17 protein-coding genes are annotated in these 14,050 nt (G+C 71.6%); 7 read left to right on the top strand and 10 right to left on the bottom strand.

What is annotated here, in order from left to right:
• Positions 1-140: 140 nt before the first annotated feature.
• On the top strand, positions 141-1,358 hold the full coding sequence (locus AB0C20_RS17590; protein WP_357568350.1) for an Imm21 family immunity protein: 1,218 nt from the start codon (positions 141-143) through the stop codon (positions 1,356-1,358).
• Between the two features lie 472 nt (positions 1,359-1,830).
• Here the strand turns inward: AB0C20_RS17590 and AB0C20_RS17585 are convergent, their stop codons facing one another.
• Positions 1,831-2,415 carry a hypothetical protein gene (locus AB0C20_RS17585; RefSeq protein WP_357181405.1) on the bottom strand — a complete coding sequence of 195 codons (585 nt, stop codon included), beginning with the start codon at positions 2,413-2,415 and terminating at the stop codon, positions 1,831-1,833.
• Between the two features lie 70 nt (positions 2,416-2,485).
• Between AB0C20_RS17585 and AB0C20_RS17580 the strand changes: the two genes are divergently transcribed.
• Complete coding sequence (locus AB0C20_RS17580) at positions 2,486-2,989, top strand: hypothetical protein (protein WP_357568349.1); 504 nt, start codon at positions 2,486-2,488, stop codon at positions 2,987-2,989.
• Between the two features lie 62 nt (positions 2,990-3,051).
• On the opposite strand, the gene AB0C20_RS17575 is transcribed toward AB0C20_RS17580, so the two are convergent.
• From AB0C20_RS17575 to AB0C20_RS17565, 3 genes are all read right to left on the bottom strand, one after another.
• Positions 3,052-4,239: an FAD-dependent oxidoreductase gene (locus AB0C20_RS17575; protein WP_357181398.1), complete on the bottom strand. Its 1,188-nt coding sequence runs from the start codon at positions 4,237-4,239 to the stop codon at positions 3,052-3,054.
• An 82-nt stretch (positions 4,240-4,321) separates the two neighbouring features.
• Positions 4,322-5,266 (bottom strand): RNA polymerase sigma-70 factor, encoded by a 945-nt coding sequence (locus AB0C20_RS17570; protein ID WP_357181395.1) that lies wholly within the window; start codon positions 5,264-5,266, stop codon positions 4,322-4,324.
• A 47-nt stretch (positions 5,267-5,313) separates the two neighbouring features.
• Positions 5,314-6,078 carry a hypothetical protein gene (locus AB0C20_RS17565; protein WP_357181393.1) on the bottom strand — a complete coding sequence of 255 codons (765 nt, stop codon included), beginning with the start codon at positions 6,076-6,078 and terminating at the stop codon, positions 5,314-5,316.
• A 104-nt stretch (positions 6,079-6,182) separates the two neighbouring features.
• On the opposite strand from AB0C20_RS17565, the gene AB0C20_RS17560 reads away from it, so the two are divergent.
• Positions 6,183-6,776 carry an HD domain-containing protein gene (locus tag AB0C20_RS17560; RefSeq protein ID WP_357568348.1) on the top strand — a complete coding sequence of 198 codons (594 nt, stop codon included), beginning with the start codon at positions 6,183-6,185 and terminating at the stop codon, positions 6,774-6,776.
• A 6-nt stretch (positions 6,777-6,782) separates the two neighbouring features.
• Here the strand turns inward: AB0C20_RS17560 and AB0C20_RS17555 are convergent, their stop codons facing one another.
• The 3 genes from AB0C20_RS17555 to AB0C20_RS17545 all read right to left on the bottom strand — a co-directional run bounded on the left by AB0C20_RS17555 (position 6,783) and on the right by AB0C20_RS17545 (position 9,041).
• A complete protein-coding gene (locus tag AB0C20_RS17555) occupies positions 6,783-8,003 on the bottom strand; it encodes an MFS transporter (protein ID WP_357181388.1) in 1,221 nt (406 codons plus the stop codon).
• A 75-nt stretch (positions 8,004-8,078) separates the two neighbouring features.
• Complete coding sequence (locus AB0C20_RS17550) at positions 8,079-8,558, bottom strand: hypothetical protein (protein WP_357568347.1); 480 nt, start codon at positions 8,556-8,558, stop codon at positions 8,079-8,081.
• Positions 8,559-8,567: 9 nt separating this feature from the next.
• Complete coding sequence (locus AB0C20_RS17545) at positions 8,568-9,041, bottom strand: GNAT family N-acetyltransferase (protein WP_357181381.1); 474 nt, start codon at positions 9,039-9,041, stop codon at positions 8,568-8,570.
• A gap of 59 nt (positions 9,042-9,100) precedes the next feature.
• Here AB0C20_RS17545 and AB0C20_RS17540 point away from each other — a divergent pair, with 59 nt between their 5' ends.
• The 3 genes from AB0C20_RS17540 (at position 9,101) to AB0C20_RS17530 (ending at position 11,646) form a co-directional block, all read left to right on the top strand.
• Positions 9,101-9,895, top strand: coding sequence for a class I SAM-dependent methyltransferase (locus tag AB0C20_RS17540; protein ID WP_357181377.1), 795 nt, complete (start codon positions 9,101-9,103; stop codon positions 9,893-9,895).
• A gap of 444 nt (positions 9,896-10,339) precedes the next feature.
• Positions 10,340-10,609 (top strand): hypothetical protein, encoded by a 270-nt coding sequence (locus tag AB0C20_RS17535; RefSeq protein ID WP_357181374.1) that lies wholly within the window; start codon positions 10,340-10,342, stop codon positions 10,607-10,609.
• Entirely contained in the window at positions 10,609-11,646 is a 1,038-nt protein-coding gene (locus tag AB0C20_RS17530; protein ID WP_357181371.1) for a hypothetical protein, read from the top strand. Before AB0C20_RS17535 ends, AB0C20_RS17530 begins: the two co-directional genes overlap by 1 nt.
• A 47-nt stretch (positions 11,647-11,693) precedes the next feature.
• On the opposite strand, the gene AB0C20_RS17525 is transcribed toward AB0C20_RS17530, so the two are convergent.
• Entirely contained in the window at positions 11,694-12,224 is a 531-nt protein-coding gene (locus tag AB0C20_RS17525) for an SRPBCC family protein (protein WP_357181368.1), read from the bottom strand.
• Positions 12,225-12,536: a metalloregulator ArsR/SmtB family transcription factor gene (locus tag AB0C20_RS17520; RefSeq protein ID WP_112699184.1), complete on the bottom strand. Its 312-nt coding sequence runs from the start codon at positions 12,534-12,536 to the stop codon at positions 12,225-12,227.
• A 98-nt stretch (positions 12,537-12,634) separates the two neighbouring features.
• Between AB0C20_RS17520 and AB0C20_RS17515 the strand changes: the two genes are divergently transcribed.
• Positions 12,635-13,561, top strand: a complete 927-nt coding sequence (locus tag AB0C20_RS17515) for an LLM class F420-dependent oxidoreductase (protein ID WP_357181365.1) — start codon at positions 12,635-12,637, stop codon at positions 13,559-13,561.
• A 33-nt stretch (positions 13,562-13,594) separates the two neighbouring features.
• On the opposite strand, the gene AB0C20_RS17510 is transcribed toward AB0C20_RS17515, so the two are convergent.
• Positions 13,595-14,017 carry a hypothetical protein gene (locus tag AB0C20_RS17510; protein WP_357181362.1) on the bottom strand — a complete coding sequence of 141 codons (423 nt, stop codon included), beginning with the start codon at positions 14,015-14,017 and terminating at the stop codon, positions 13,595-13,597.
• Positions 14,018-14,050 lie beyond the last annotated feature (33 nt).

Below are 14,050 nucleotides of genomic sequence, written 5' to 3'. Positions count from 1 at the left end.
GACCCGCCCGGTTGCCGCGCACACCTCGGGGGGCCCATGGCGGACGCGACACCGACCGGACCGACGACGTCGGGCGGGATCGTGGCTCGGTCTCTAGGATCGACAGCCTTAATGGCGAAGACGGCCTGTGGGAGCGCATGGTGACGAGCGAGGCAGAACAGCCGCCCGACCGGCTCGCCGACATCGCCGAGCGGGCCGAAGTCGTACTCGTCGACTTCGACGGTCCGATCTGCCGCCTCTTCGGCAGCAGGGCCGCGCCGCGCATCGCCGCCGACCTGCGTGAGCTGATCCTCAGCCGGGGCGTCGTCCTGCCCGACGAACTGCGCGACGGGGACGACCCGCTGGAGCTGTTCCGTGCGACAGCCGTGTTCGCGCCCGAGCTGGTCGGGGAGGTCGGTGCGGCCCTGGCGGCGGCGGAGGTCGAGGCAGCGGCGTCCGCGGAGACCACGATCGGAGCCTTCGACCTGGTCGCGGCGTGCCTGGCGACCGGGCGCCCCCTCGCCATCGTCAGCAACAACTCCGCCGCCGCCATCGACGCCTACCTCGGGCGCCGCGACCGGTCCCGCTACTTCGCCGCCGTCATCGGGCGAGGCGAGCACCCCGATCTGCTGAAGCCCAACCCGACGCCCGTTGTGCGGGCCCTGCAAGAGCTGAAGGTCGCACCCGATGCCGCTGTTCTGGTCGGTGACTCGGTCACCGACGTGGAAGCCGCCCGCGCAGCCGGTGTCGCCTGCATCGGGTACGCCAACAAACCCGGCAAGGCCGAACGCCTCACCGCCGCCGGCGCCGACGCGATCGTCACCGACATGACCGACCTGGCGGGCGTCCTCGCTCGTACGCGCACGCCGGCCAGCCTGCTGCAGTGGGTCGAGTCGGGCGGCGGGCCGCTCATCGTCGTGCCGACGACGGCGCTCGGCGAGTGGAGGGGCGCGTCGGTCGACGACGATGACTCCTGGGGTGACTACGACCGGGCCTGCCGGGTCGACGGTTACGTGGGGGTGCTTGACGTCGGTGCCGTCCAGGCGCTCGTTCTGGCCGACGAGCCGGCTTCCACCACGTACCTCCCGGACCGGCGGATCTTCGTACGGTGGCTCTACGCCGCCTCCGAGGCGGATGTCGTCCGCCTCGTTCCCCGGGCGGTCAGGATCGCCCGCTGGGAGGACGCGGGTACGTGGACGACCAGCGGGCCGGCCGAGTTGTTCGACTCCGGCTACACCGGCGACGGGCTGGAGCACACCACCCACCTCACCGTGGACCTGGCTCGTGGCACGTACCTGATCCGGACCGCTTTTGTGCAACCCGACAAGAGGACGGCGCTGATGCTGGTCCACCTGGTCGAGCAGACGCAGCCGGTCTGAGCGGCCCGAACAGGTCCGAACAGGCCGGTGAGCAGCCCGGACGGCCGCATAGCTGTTCGGAACAAGCACCGACCGTAGTGGATGCCTAACTGGCGGCAATACGCTGACGTCCAATCACCCGGACGCCGGCGAACGACATGGGTGATGAAGTCGCCGACATGTGGGGGCCTCCAACGTTCGGTCAGCGCTGTCGCCTGTTCAAGCGGCGACACACACCCCTGGAGAGGGAGACATCATGCGAATCCGTCGTGTTATCTACGCAGCGGCCGTCGGGGCCATCCTGGCGGCCACCTGGATGGCCGCGCCGGCTCAAGCCGGTTGGGGTCACGGCTGGTAATCGGCTTCGGGCGAATGCGGGCGGGCCGGCGCCCAGCGGGACTCCGGCCCGCCCGACACCCACACGGCCGGACTTCTGTCGCCTCGCGGCGGGTCCTCGCACCTCGAGGAGCCACCGGGAGGTGGGTCGCCCCGGCTATGAGTCGAGTCGGGGCTCGCACAGGCTCTGGGCGTCCTCGTGCCAGGCGCTCCCGACGAGAGCGACCGGGTAGCGCGCCTCTCTGAGCCGCTTGTCCTCGGTCTCGACGGAGAACCGCACCGACAACGGCTCCAGCTCGAACGCCTTCGCGCACTCCAGTTGCAGTTCGACGGGGATCTGGCCGGTGCCACCCGGGCGGACCTGCCGGGCCTGGCCCATACTCCGTACCTGGACGCCCGGCCTTTCTGCCTGAACCGCGCGGATCGTGATCGGCGCGGGGCCGGTGTTGATCAGTGTCAGCTGCCCGTTCAGCAGGACGGTTCCCCTGCTGTTGAAGCCTCCCGAGAAGCCCGACTCGGGCAGGGCCACGAGCGAGACCACAGTGGACCGCTCGCGCTGTGCCCGAGAGTCGCGCAACTCGCCGACACCGATGCCGCCGAGCACCACACCGATCGCGAAGGCGGCGACGAGTGACAGGAGTATCTTCCGCCTGTTCGCGACGCTCCCGTGGGTGCTGCCACTCCGTTCGGCCGGCTCAGGACCGTGTTCGTCGAGATCGATCACCACATGTTCCGCCGCCATTGCGACAGCCTAGGGCTGGCACATGTCCGGTCAGGAGGCGGCTGTGCGGACCTCTGACACGATGTGATGCATGGATGGGGAGCAGCGGGAGCGCGCCGTCTTCGTCGCCGAAGCCGAGTTGCTCGAGCAGCGGCACGACTCCTGGGCTTCACTTCAACGGAGGCAAGCCGCGTTCTGGCAACGCTGGAACACCCTGACCACTGTCTCGTCGGCGGTCCTCGCCGGCGCGTCGGGGGCGGCCGGGCTGGCCTCCGCCGAGCTCGGCACGGCGGCCGCGATCGCGGCCCTGGTGGCCGCCGGCCTCGCCTCGGTGGCCAGCAGTTCCGGGGCCGCCCACCGCAGCGAAGTGGCGTTCACCTCCGCTGCGGCCAACCAGGCCCTGGCCGACCAGGCCAGGGCCTTCCGGACCATCTGGGCTCCACACCAACCGCTGACCGATGTGCGAGCCCGTTTTGCCGAACTCTCCCTTCAACGCGATCAGGCGGTCACCAGCGCGGCGTTGAAGTTGGGCAGGCGGTCGTTGATGCGGTATCTCCAGAGGAACGCGCCCTCGGTCAACCCGCGAGGACACTGACGCCGCCGCCCGCCGGGTTTGGCTCGCGGCACCGGAGCCGGGCGCCGCGCCTCAGCCACCCGTCAGGACGCGGCCGTGCGCATCTCCGTTCTGGTCGGGACGACGCGGTGGCGGCGCACCGGGTAGAGCACCGGGTGCGCGATGCTCCACGCGGCGCCCGCGCAGACGAACTCCTTGTAGCGGGCCGCCAGCTTCCCGGTGAGCTGGGCCGGCCTGGCCCGGTCGTCGGCGGTCACGTACTGGATGATGCCGTCGCGGCGGCCGAGGCTGATGCACTGGTTGAAGTAGCGCAGCGGGGCCTTGGGGAACTTCGCCCGACCGGTCAGGCGTGCGGCGATGGCGTCGGCGGCCTGCCAGGCCATCGGGATGCCCGAGGCGCAGGACATCCGCAGTGGCTTGCCGCCCGGCCCTTCGGCGATCGCGGCGTCGCCCACCGCGTACACCTCGGGGTGTGAGACCGACCGCATGCTGGAGTCGACGATGATCTGTCCGGTCGCCGCGACCGTCAGGGTCGTGGCGGCGGCGATGGGGTGCACGGCGAAGCCGGTCGTCCACACCGTCACCTGGGCCGGGATCTCCCGACCGTCTCGGGTGACAGCACCGGTCGCCTCGACCCGCGCGATGTCGGTGTGTTCGTGCACCGTGATGCCGAGCCGGTCGCAGACGCCACGCAGGTGCTGCTGCGCCTTGCCGTTGAGCCAGTCGCCGAGACCCCCGCGCGCGGCGAGCGCGACATCGAGGTCCGGCCGGGTCTCCGCGATCTCGGTGACCGCTTCCAGGCCGGTGAGGCCGCCGCCGACGACGAGCACGGTCCCGCCGGCCGCGAGGTGGGCGAGGCGGTCGCGCAACCGCAGCGCCGAGGGCCTGCCGGCGATGTCGTACGCGTGCTCGGCGACCCCGGGGACGCCGTGGTCGGCGGCAACGCTGCCGAGGGCGTAGACGAGCGTGTCGTACGCGATCTCGTCGGTGCCGTTGTCGTCGGCCAGCGCGACGGTCCTGCGGTCGACGTCGACGGCCGTGACCCGCGCCCGTCGAGGGTTGACGCCGGTGCCGGCGTAGACCTTGCTCAGTGGGCGTGGTGTGAGGTCCTGTCCGGTGGCGAGTTGGTGCATGCGGACCCGCTCGACGAAGTCCGCGTCGGCGTTGACGAGGGTGATCTCGGTGTCGTCCGGGTGCAGCCGCTTGGCGAGGCGCCCGGCGGCCATGGCTCCGGCGTAACCCGCTCCGAGGACGACGATGCGGTGCTTCATGGTGGCACTCCTGTCTCGGTGGTGGTCGCTTCCTGAACCGGACAGCGACGCGATTCCTGACAGGAGTTGGCTATGAGCTGGATCACCAGACGCGGAGGGTGGGCTCCTCGTGCTCCGAGGCGGACCACTGCCGGGTGGCGCGGACGAGCTTGTCGGGGTTGACCTGGTTGTGGATGGCAGTGACACCCTCGGGCGTCACCTGCACCGACATCACGCCGATGACCCGGTCGTCGATCACGACCACCACTGCCGGAGCGCCGTTGGCGGTGGTGACGTACATGGCTGGGCTGCCCCCGACCAGGTCCCGCTTGACATCGGCGGGCTTGAACAGGCCACGCAGGAACTTCGCCACCGCCAGCGCGCCGACGATGGGCGCGGACCGGGCCGGGATCTTGCCGCCGCCGTCGGCGGTGCTCGTCGCGTCGTCGGTCAGCAACTCCACCAGCCGCTGAATCTCGCCGTTGTTGGCCGCCGTGAGGAACTCCGCGACGACCTTCCGGGCGGTGGCCAGGTCGACCTCCGCGCGGGCCCGTTCGGCGGTGACGTGCTGCTTGGCACGCCGGTAGGTCTGCTGGCAGTTCGACTCGCTGATGCCGAGGATCGCGGCGACCTCACCGTGCGAGTAGCCGAAGGCCTCCCGCAGCACGTACACCGCGCGCTCGTTCGGCGACAAGCGCTCCAGCAGGGTGAGCACCGCCATCGAGACCGACTCGCGTTGCTCGGCGGTGTCGAGCGGGCCGAGCATCCGGTCCCCGGCGAGGACCGGTTCGGGCAGCCACGTGCCCACATAGGTCTCTCGTCTGGCCCGCGCCGAGGTCAGCTGGTTGAGGCAGACGTTGGTGAGGACCTTCGTCAGCCACGCCTCGGGCGTTTCGACGTGCTCCCGGTTGGCGCCCTGCCAGCGGAGGAAGGTGTCCTGGACGGCGTCCTCCGCGTCGCTGGCCGAGCCCAGCAGGCGATAGGCGATCGCCTCCAGGCGGGCCCTGGAGTGCTCGAACACCTCGACCTCGTCCGGACTGAGCGGCATGACTAGACAGTATCCAGACGGACGGCGGACGGCGGACAGCGGACGGTTCAGGGTTGGCTCGTGCTGGGGCCGGAGACCCGGCTCGGCTTCCGCCGACCCACGTAGAAGATCCGCCCGGCCAGCAGCAGCACGAGCGCCAGCGGCACCAGCACGGGAGCGAGGGCGGGCCAGACCGGCCACGTCGGTTCGGCCAATCCATTCGCCAACAGGCCCTGCCAGGTGAGGACGACGCCCGGGAGGAGGACGATCGTCACCAGCGTGCCAACCAGTCGGGGTACGGGTGGACGTCGCCGTCCCGCCAGCCCGAACAGCACCGCGCCGGCCGCGGCACCCGGGACGGTGGCAATGAGGATGACGGTGACGTAGCCGTCCGGCGCGGCTGGCACGAACCTCAGGACCGCCATGCGGTCCACCTGGGTGAGCGTGGCTGTCAGCCCGTCCCGTTCGGCCCGCCAGCCATCGCATGGCGTGCCAGTGACCCGATGGTTGCCCTGCCAACCCAGTGCGGCGGCGTTGCGCCGTACCAATTCGGAGTGCCTGCATTCGTCAGCTATAGCGTCGACGTAGTGGTATTCCGCGTACGCCGAGCCGAAGTCGTCGGGGCCCAGGGCACCGTGGACGTAGTTGAGGCCGACGCTCGAGCCGACTGACTCGGTGCCGGGAAGCAACTCCGCCGCCATGCTCTCTACCCGGTCGAAGTTGACTGGCACGGTGCCGCGGCCGGCGTACCAGGAGCCGAGGCTCAGGCCGGCGGTGCCGAACAGCGCCGCGCCGAGCAGCACCATCGCGACCTGCCGTAGTCGATCTCGCACCGATGGACCCCTTCCCTGGTGCGGGGGAGCGTAGCCGAGCGCAACCAGCTCTGGATGTCCCGCGGGAGGGGCCGGGAGTGCGCTGTGGTCGTACCCTTGCCGCGGTGACGTCCGATCCGTTGCGCCGAGCCCTCACCGCACCCGCGGACCCGCCGCTACGGCCCCTGCCCGACCAGGTCGTCGCCCTACTGGAGGCCCTGGACGCGCCGCCGCGCCTCGCCGCGCACCTGCGGGCCGTGCACGACGTGGCCGCGCAGCTCACCGACGCGATGGCGCACCGGTTCCCGCAACTCCCGTTCGACAGCGAGGCGGTGCTCTTCGGCGCCGCCACCCACGACATCGGCAAGGTCCGGCACCCGGAGGAGTTGTCCGGGCCCGGTTCCGCCCACGAGCCCGCCGGTTACGAGCTGCTGCTCCAGCACGGCGTCGCCGAGTCGTCGGCCCGGTTCGCGCGCGACCACGCGTCCTGGCACCAGGACGGCGTCGGCGTCGACGACCTGCTGGTCAGCGTGGCCGACAAGGTGTGGAAGGGAAAGCGGGTCACGGACCTGGAAGAGTTGCTCGTGGACCGGCTGGCCCACGCCACCGGCCGGGAGCGCTGGTCGGTCTTCCTCGACCTGGACGACATCCTCGACCGGATCGCCGCCGACGCGGACCGTCGACTCGCCTTCCAGGCGACCCATCCGGTACGCCGGTGACCCCGGTCAGCGGCTCGCCGGACCCGTTCCCACCGATCGGCGTGGTGGGCGCGCGGTCGGTGTCTCGTCGTACGGCGTCGACCGGTCGTGGAGGCTGGCCACCACCGCTGCGGTCAGGCAGATCGCCGCGGCCGTCATGAGCGGCGGGCGGGCGCCGAGGTGAACGGCCGCGGAGCCGAGCGGGATCGCCACGACGAGCGGTCCGAACATCGCGGTGTTGGCCGTCGCGGAGACCCGTCCCAGCAGCGCCGATGGCGTGTGGGTCTGCACGGCGGTCACCGCCGCGACCAGGGTCCAGGGCAGCCCGACGCCGGCCACCACCGCCCCGACGACAGTGGCCGGCCACCACGGCAGGCAGCGCGCCAGGCAGCCGATCGCGAACAGCGCCGTTCCGACGACACCGACGGCACCGGGACCTCGTGCCGCGATGAGCCGGCCGACTATCAGGCCACCGAGAATGGAACCGGCGCCCTGCGCGCCGGCCAGCACACCCAGGAACGTCGTCGGCAGGCGCAGCTCGGTCACAACGATCGCGTAGATCCCCGCCGTCGTGAAGCCGGACATGGCGATCGACATCGCGGCGAGCACGACCGGCAGCCGTGTCGCTCGCTGTCCGAACAGGACCACCAAGCCGGCGCGCGGGCCGTCGCCGCCTTCGGTGGGTCGCGCGGCGGGCGTCCGGTTCAGGCGAAGAAGCGCGTACAGGGTGGCGACCAGGATCGGCATTGCCGCACTGAGGACGGCGACAGCGTGGCCGCCCCGCCAGGCGTAGAGGCCGGCCCCGGCCAGTGGAGCGACGAGCTTCATGCCCTCCTGTGCGCTGGAGCGCCACCCGTTGACGTCGCCGAGTTCGGTCGGCGCGAGTGCCGACGGCAGCAGCGCCGTCTCGCCGGCGTCGATCAGCACGTAGCTGATGCCGTAGGCGCACGAGACGGCGAAGATGAGCCAGGTCTGCCCCGGCCCGCGTACCGCGAGGAGCGCCAGCAGTGTGGCTGCCAGCATGAGGTTGACGGCGATGACCAGCGGCCGCCGGGGTGCCCGGTCGAGCAGGCCGCCCAGCCACGGGCCGGCGAGCACCGGGGCGTAGACGCAGAGCCCGGCGAGGGCGGCGAGGCTGGTCGAGCCGGTGAGGTCCAGGATCCAGATGCCGGCGACCAGGGACATGGCGCTGCTGCCGAAGCCGGACAGCAGGGAGATCGCCACGAACAGGCCCGCGTTGCGACGCATGAGCACTCCGAGTTGAGTCGAGGTGACTCATATCCTCAAGCTTGAGCGACGCACGGGCAATGCCGCTGCGCCCTGTCAACGGTCCGTTGACAGGGCGACGTCGATCTTCGTCGCGGCGGTTCGAGCGGGCGCGGGCAGTCGCTCACCCGCTTCGGCGAGATCGGTGGCGAGGAGCACTGCCAACGCGTGCAGCGAGCCCGGGGTGGCGTCCAACGCGGCGTCCACGGTGCTCCGCACGAGCGCCGCTCGGCGAAATCGGCTGTCCCACCGCTGATCGGCGCCGATCCACCGGCCGAGGTCGGCCACCGCCGCCCGCAGCGTCGCGATCTGCGGAGGCATCCGGAGGTCGAGCCGCTGCCGCCGCGACCACCGCGCCGCCATCAGCCGCTGGCGACGCTGCTCGGCGGCCTGCCTGCTGCCGAGGCCGAGTGCCGTCGCGATCTGGGCCCACGTCGCACCGTCGTGGCGCGCGCGGTCGATGATCTCCAGCTCCTGCTCGTCCAGGCGGGCGCGGGTAGCGCGAACCTCCGCCAACCGAGCCAGCTCCGCCGTCATCTGTCAACGCTACATTGACAGCGTCCGGGCCTCGGCGGTGATCGTCCGGGGAGCACGGACCATGAACACGTCCACCGGATCCTCGGTGTCGACCGCGAAGCCGTGCCGCTCGTACAGCCTCCGGGCCGGGCTGCCCCGCAGCACGTTCAAACGCACCTGCGTGCCGGCGCGATCGCACCGGTCCAGCAGCTCGCGCAGCACTGCCGTGCCGATGCCACTGCCCTGCAACAGCGGGGCCAGGTAGAAGTGCTCCAGCCAGTTGGCGTCCGCGTCGGGCCGCAGCGCCACGCAGCCGGCGAACGCGCCGTCCACCTCGACGACCCAGGTGTACGCCGGCGCGAAACGGTCCCGCAGGCGCTGCCGTACCCGCTGTTCGTCGTACCGCCCGAGCCGCTCCAGGTCGGCCCGCAGCACCACCGCCCGCAACTCGGCCACCGCTTCGACGTCCGCCGCCGAGGCCGGCCGAAGCTCCCAGTCCGCCATGATCAGTAAGTTAGCGCGGCCCGGTGTCCTAGCAGCGGGGCCTGTCGTATCGTTCTCCGATGGTGCAGCCGGTGTGGGCGAACGGTGACGCGTACGAGGCGTACGTGGGTCGGTGGAGCCGCCTGGTCGCTGTGGAGTTCCTGCGCGGCTTGGCCGTTGCGCCGGGGCGGCACTGGCTCGACGTGGGGAGCGGCACCGGAGCACTGACCTCGACGATCCTCAGCCACAGCGACCCCGTCGAGATAACCGGCATCGACCCGTCGGAGGGTTTCGTCGCTGTCGCGCGTACCCGGGTCACCGACCCCCGGGCGGCCTTCCAGGTCGGTGACGCGCTGGCGCTGCCGCTGCCCGATGGTGTCGCGGACGTGGTGGTCAGCGGATTGACGCTCAACTTCGTGCCGGAGCCCGAGCGGGCGGTGGCGGAGTTCGCCCGGGTGGTCCGGCCGGCCGGGGTGGTGGCCGCCTACGTCTGGGACTACGCCGAGGGGATGGCGATGATGCGGCACTTCTGGGCCGCCGCCGCACAGCTCGACAGGGCCTCGGCGAAGCTGAACGAGGGGAACCGCACCACTGTGTGTCAGCCCGACGCGCTCCGCACGTTGTGGGAGCGGGCCGGGTTGCGGGACGTGTCGGTCTGGCCGGTCGACGTACCGACGACCTTCACCGACTTCGCCGACTACTGGACGCCGTTCCTCGGCGGTCAGGGGTCGGCGCCGGGATACGTCGCGACGTTGGCCGAATCCGACCGGGCCGCGCTGCGGGAGTCGCTGGCCACCCGGCTGCCGGTCGAGCCGGACGGCTCGATCCGGCTCACCGCGCGGGCCTGGGCCGTACGCGGCACGCTGCCCGAGTAACAGTCGCGCCGAGCCCTTCCGGGCCCTTGTCGCAATTCGGACAAGACGGTAAAGCCCCAGGTAGAGCACCCTTGGGGCAGGTGGAGGTAGACGGGTGGCGGGCCACATCCCGATCCTCCGGACCGGTGGGGACAACATCGTCCGTACCGGCGCCGCCCTCACCCAGCCCGGCCTCGAAGCCGTGGCGGTCACGGCACAGCCGCCGTGCCGATCGCGCGTACGACAGGCCGTGGCTGTCACCGACACCACCGCGGGCGCCCGCGGCGGTGCCTCCGCCCACCGGGACAAGGACGTCAGCACCACCGGCAGTCAGGTAACTCCGTCCGCCGGTAGTGCCTACCGTCCCCGTGCCCCGCCGGCCTTTCGCACTGTGGACCCCGCCAGGGTCCGGCGTCGCTGAACCGCGCGCCGGAGCCCCGGCGACCGAGCAAGAAAGGGCCCGACATGGCCGCTCCCACTGCAACCGCAGCCCTGAACGCATCCGTCTTCGCGCCGGGTGACCAGATGCTGCTGACAGTCACCTACTCAGACGCCGACACCAAACCGCTGACCGTCACCATCGTGGTCGCCGACGCGCAGGGCAACAGCAGCGCGCCGGTCAAGGTCACGGCGGTCATCGACCCGCTCGCGGTGACCGTCACCGACAACTCCGGGCGTACCTGGACCCGGGTTTCCGACAACGGCTCCGTGGCCGTGTATCGGTCGGTGGCGTGATGCCCCGGGTAACCGTCCAGGTCCGCGACGCCGCCGGCAACACCGCGACGGCCGCCGCCGACTACAGCCTGGGCCAACCCGTGCTCGGCGGCTACTACCTCTCCGGCGGTGCCGATCCGACCGCCGACATGGCCGGCGGCAACTTCCGGTCGCTCACCCAGTACCGCAGCCTCGCCGACGGCTACATCTTCCCCGGCTACAACCGCCCCTGGCTGGTCAGCCTGGGCAAGGCCGGGGTGCAGATGAACATGGTCCTGGAGCTGAAGCACTACGGTGCTCCGAACTACGGACCGCAGAGCTTCGCTGTGGACGGCACCAGCTACACGGTGCCGGCGCCGACGATGACCATCCAGCAGCGCCCCGGCGCGACCTGGCCGAAGGCGTACGGGTACGGCCAGGTGCTCAAGGGGCAGTGTGACGGGCTGCTGGCCCGTGCCCTGTCGCAGTACCGGACGCTCGGCTTCGGGGTGAACATCCAGCTCGCCTCGGAACTGGACACCGATCACGAGTTCGGCACCACCGAGGACGGCAAGGCATACACCTGGGCCGAGTCGGACGCTCGGGCGGTGCAGGCGATGAACTACATCCTGACGTGGTTCAAGGCGCGGACGCTGCCGGCCGGGACGACCTTCTCGGTGGGGCTGGGCGGCTTCGACCGGGCCTGCTTTCAGCGCACCCACCCGGAGTCGCTGATGTCCCGCCTCGACTATCTCCAGTGGAACGCGTACGGCACCAACGCCAGCCACACGGCGCTGGCCCGGTTTCGGCGTACCAAGGACTGGGCGGTCGCGGATCTTGGCCCGGTGGCGCTGTCCCGACCGGTGATCATCGCCGAGTGGGGGGTCAGGTCGGCCGAGATCCCGGACCAGGCGGCCTGGATCGCCACGGTGCCGGCGGCGATCGCTCAGCTCAACGCCGAGCGTGGGCCACGGATCGTGCGCACCAACTACTTCAACTCCGGATGGGGCACCCTGACGCCGAAGGCCGTCGGGTTGGCCGCGCTCCGCGAGGCGTACGCCAAGCGGCCGTACGTCTGAGCGGGTTCCGGCGGCTCCGGGCTCCGGGGCCGCCGGGACCGCACCGGTCAGCCCTCGCCGAGCCGTTCGGCGTACGCGTCGCGCAGCTCGGGCCAGCCGTAATCCTTGGCCTCCGCGCCGCGGATCGGGCCGACCGGGTCGCCGTCGAGCAACCGGTCTGCCACGTCGAGGCAGAGGTGCCAGCCGGCCGCGACCATCGGCACGATGCCCCGGTCGGCGACCGTGTGCCGCAGGGTGAGCCGGGTGCCGCTGCCCAGCGGGCTCAGCTCCCAGCGCAGCAGGTCGTCGCCCCAGGTGTACTCCAGCAGGTGCGGCGGCTCGGCCCGGCGTACCGCCGCCGGGTCTTCCTGGGTGGTCTCGCCGTCGATGAGGGTGAGGACGGCGGCGCCGGCGCTGCCGAGGTCGCGGTCGGCGAGGAACGGCGCCCACTGCGCGAGCTGGGCCGGGTCGGTCAGTGCCGCCCAGACGGCGGCCGGCGGATGCCGCAGGTCGCGGACGAAGACGAGTGTCGCGCCGCCGTCGGTGGGCTCGGCGCGCACGTCGGCGGGTGGGCTCGGGCGGAACGCGTCGCGGTCCATTCACTGCTCCTGACTGTCGAGGTGCCGTTCCAGGGCGTCCAGGTGTCGGGCCCAGAGTCGCCGGTACGGGTCGAGCCAGCCGTCGACGTCCCGTAGTGGGCCGGGGTCGAGGCGGTAGATCCGCTGTCGGGCGGCCGTCCGGCAGGTGACGAAGCCGGCGTCGCGAAGCACCCGCAGGTGTTTGGAGACGGCTGGCTGGCTGACTCCGAGCCCGTCGACCAGCTCGCCGACGCTGCGTTCGGCGTCGCGGAGCTGATCGAGGATCCGGCGCCGGGTGGGCTCGGCGAGGACGGTGAAGGCGTCGGTGGACACCTTTCCAATATGCCTTCTCCGTCATATGACTGTCAAAGCATACGACGACAGTCGCCGTCCCGACGCGGCACCGCCGATCGGCTCCCTATGCTCGGATCATGGAACTTCGGATCTTCACCGAGCCCCAGCAGGGCGCCAGCTACGACCAGTTGCTCGCCGTCGCCCGCTGCGCGGAGGACGCCGGCTACGGCGCGTTCTTCCGTTCCGACCACTACCTGATGATGGGTGACGTGAGCGGCGAGCCCGGCCCCACCGACGCGTGGACCACGCTCGCCGGCCTGGCCCGGGAGACCAGCCGCATCCGGCTCGGCACGCTGATGACCGCCGCCACCTTCCGGCTGCCCGGCCCGCTGGCGATCACAGTCGCGCAGGTCGACCAGATGAGCGGCGGCCGGGTGGAGCTGGGCATCGGCACCGGCTGGTACGCCGAGGAGCACAGCGCGTACGGCATCCCGTTCCCGCCCCTGGCCGAGCGGTTCGACCGGCTGGAGGAGCAGCTCGCCGTCATCACCGGGCTCTGGGCCACGCCGCCGGGGGAGCGGTTCGACCACGACGGCAGGTGCTACCCGGTCCGGGACTCGCCCGCCCTGCCCAAGCCCGTGCAGCCGCGTCCTCCGATCCTGCTCGGCGGGACGGGCCCGAAGCGCACCCCTCGGCTGGCCGCCCGCTACGCGGACGAGTTCAACCTGCCGTTCGCCTCGGTGCCGGACACCGCGGCGCAGTTCGACAGGGTCCGCGCGGCCTGCGCCGAGATCGGCCGGGACCCGGGCGGAATGGTCTGGTCGAACGCCCTGGTGCTCTGCTGCGGGCGCGACGACGCCGAGGTGGCCCGGCGGGCCGCCGCCATCGGCCGCGAACCGGACGAGCTGCGGGCCAACGGTCTGGCCGGGACTCCCGCCGAGGTGCTGGACACCATCGGCAGGTACGCGGAGATCGGCAGCGAGCGGTTCTACCTCCAGGTGCTGGACCTCAGCGACCTGGACCACCTGGAGCTGGTCGCCAGCGAGGTGATGGCAAAGCTCTGAGTCGATCGGTGGCCATGGGGACGCCGCCGCCGGTCAGGCCCGGTGGACGCCCGTCCCGACCGCGTTCGGGTCACCCAGCACGGTGTCCAGCCGCCCGTCGCGGTCACTGTCCACGTAGGTGATGTCCGGAATCCCGTCGCCGTCCACGTCGATCTGGACGACGTCGGCGACGCCGTCACCGTCGAGGTCGGTGACCACCTCCACCGAGCCGTCCAGGTGACGCGTCACGATCGACTGTGCGCCACTGGCCCGCGGCGGCGGGCCGGGTGCCGGCACCGGCGTCGGGGCGGGCGCGGGCGCCGGTGTCGGTCGAGGGCCGGGGGTGGGCGACGGGTGGCTCGGAAGCCCGCCGGCCGGCGGTGCGCTGGCCTGCTCGACCTCGGTGCCGGTGGGGTCCAGCTCCTCCTCGGAGGGGAAGACGTCACCTCGTGCGGCCGGATCGCGGTAGCTGCTCATGGGCGTAGGGTTCCCCGACGACGACGAGAACAA

Source organism: Micromonospora sp. NPDC048843 (genome assembly GCF_040649965.1).
In the GTDB taxonomy this organism is placed as follows: domain Bacteria; phylum Actinomycetota; class Actinomycetes; order Mycobacteriales; family Micromonosporaceae; genus Micromonospora; species Micromonospora hortensis.
Note: the sequence above shows the minus strand (reverse complement) of the source record. Positions and strands in the feature narration are given on the sequence as shown.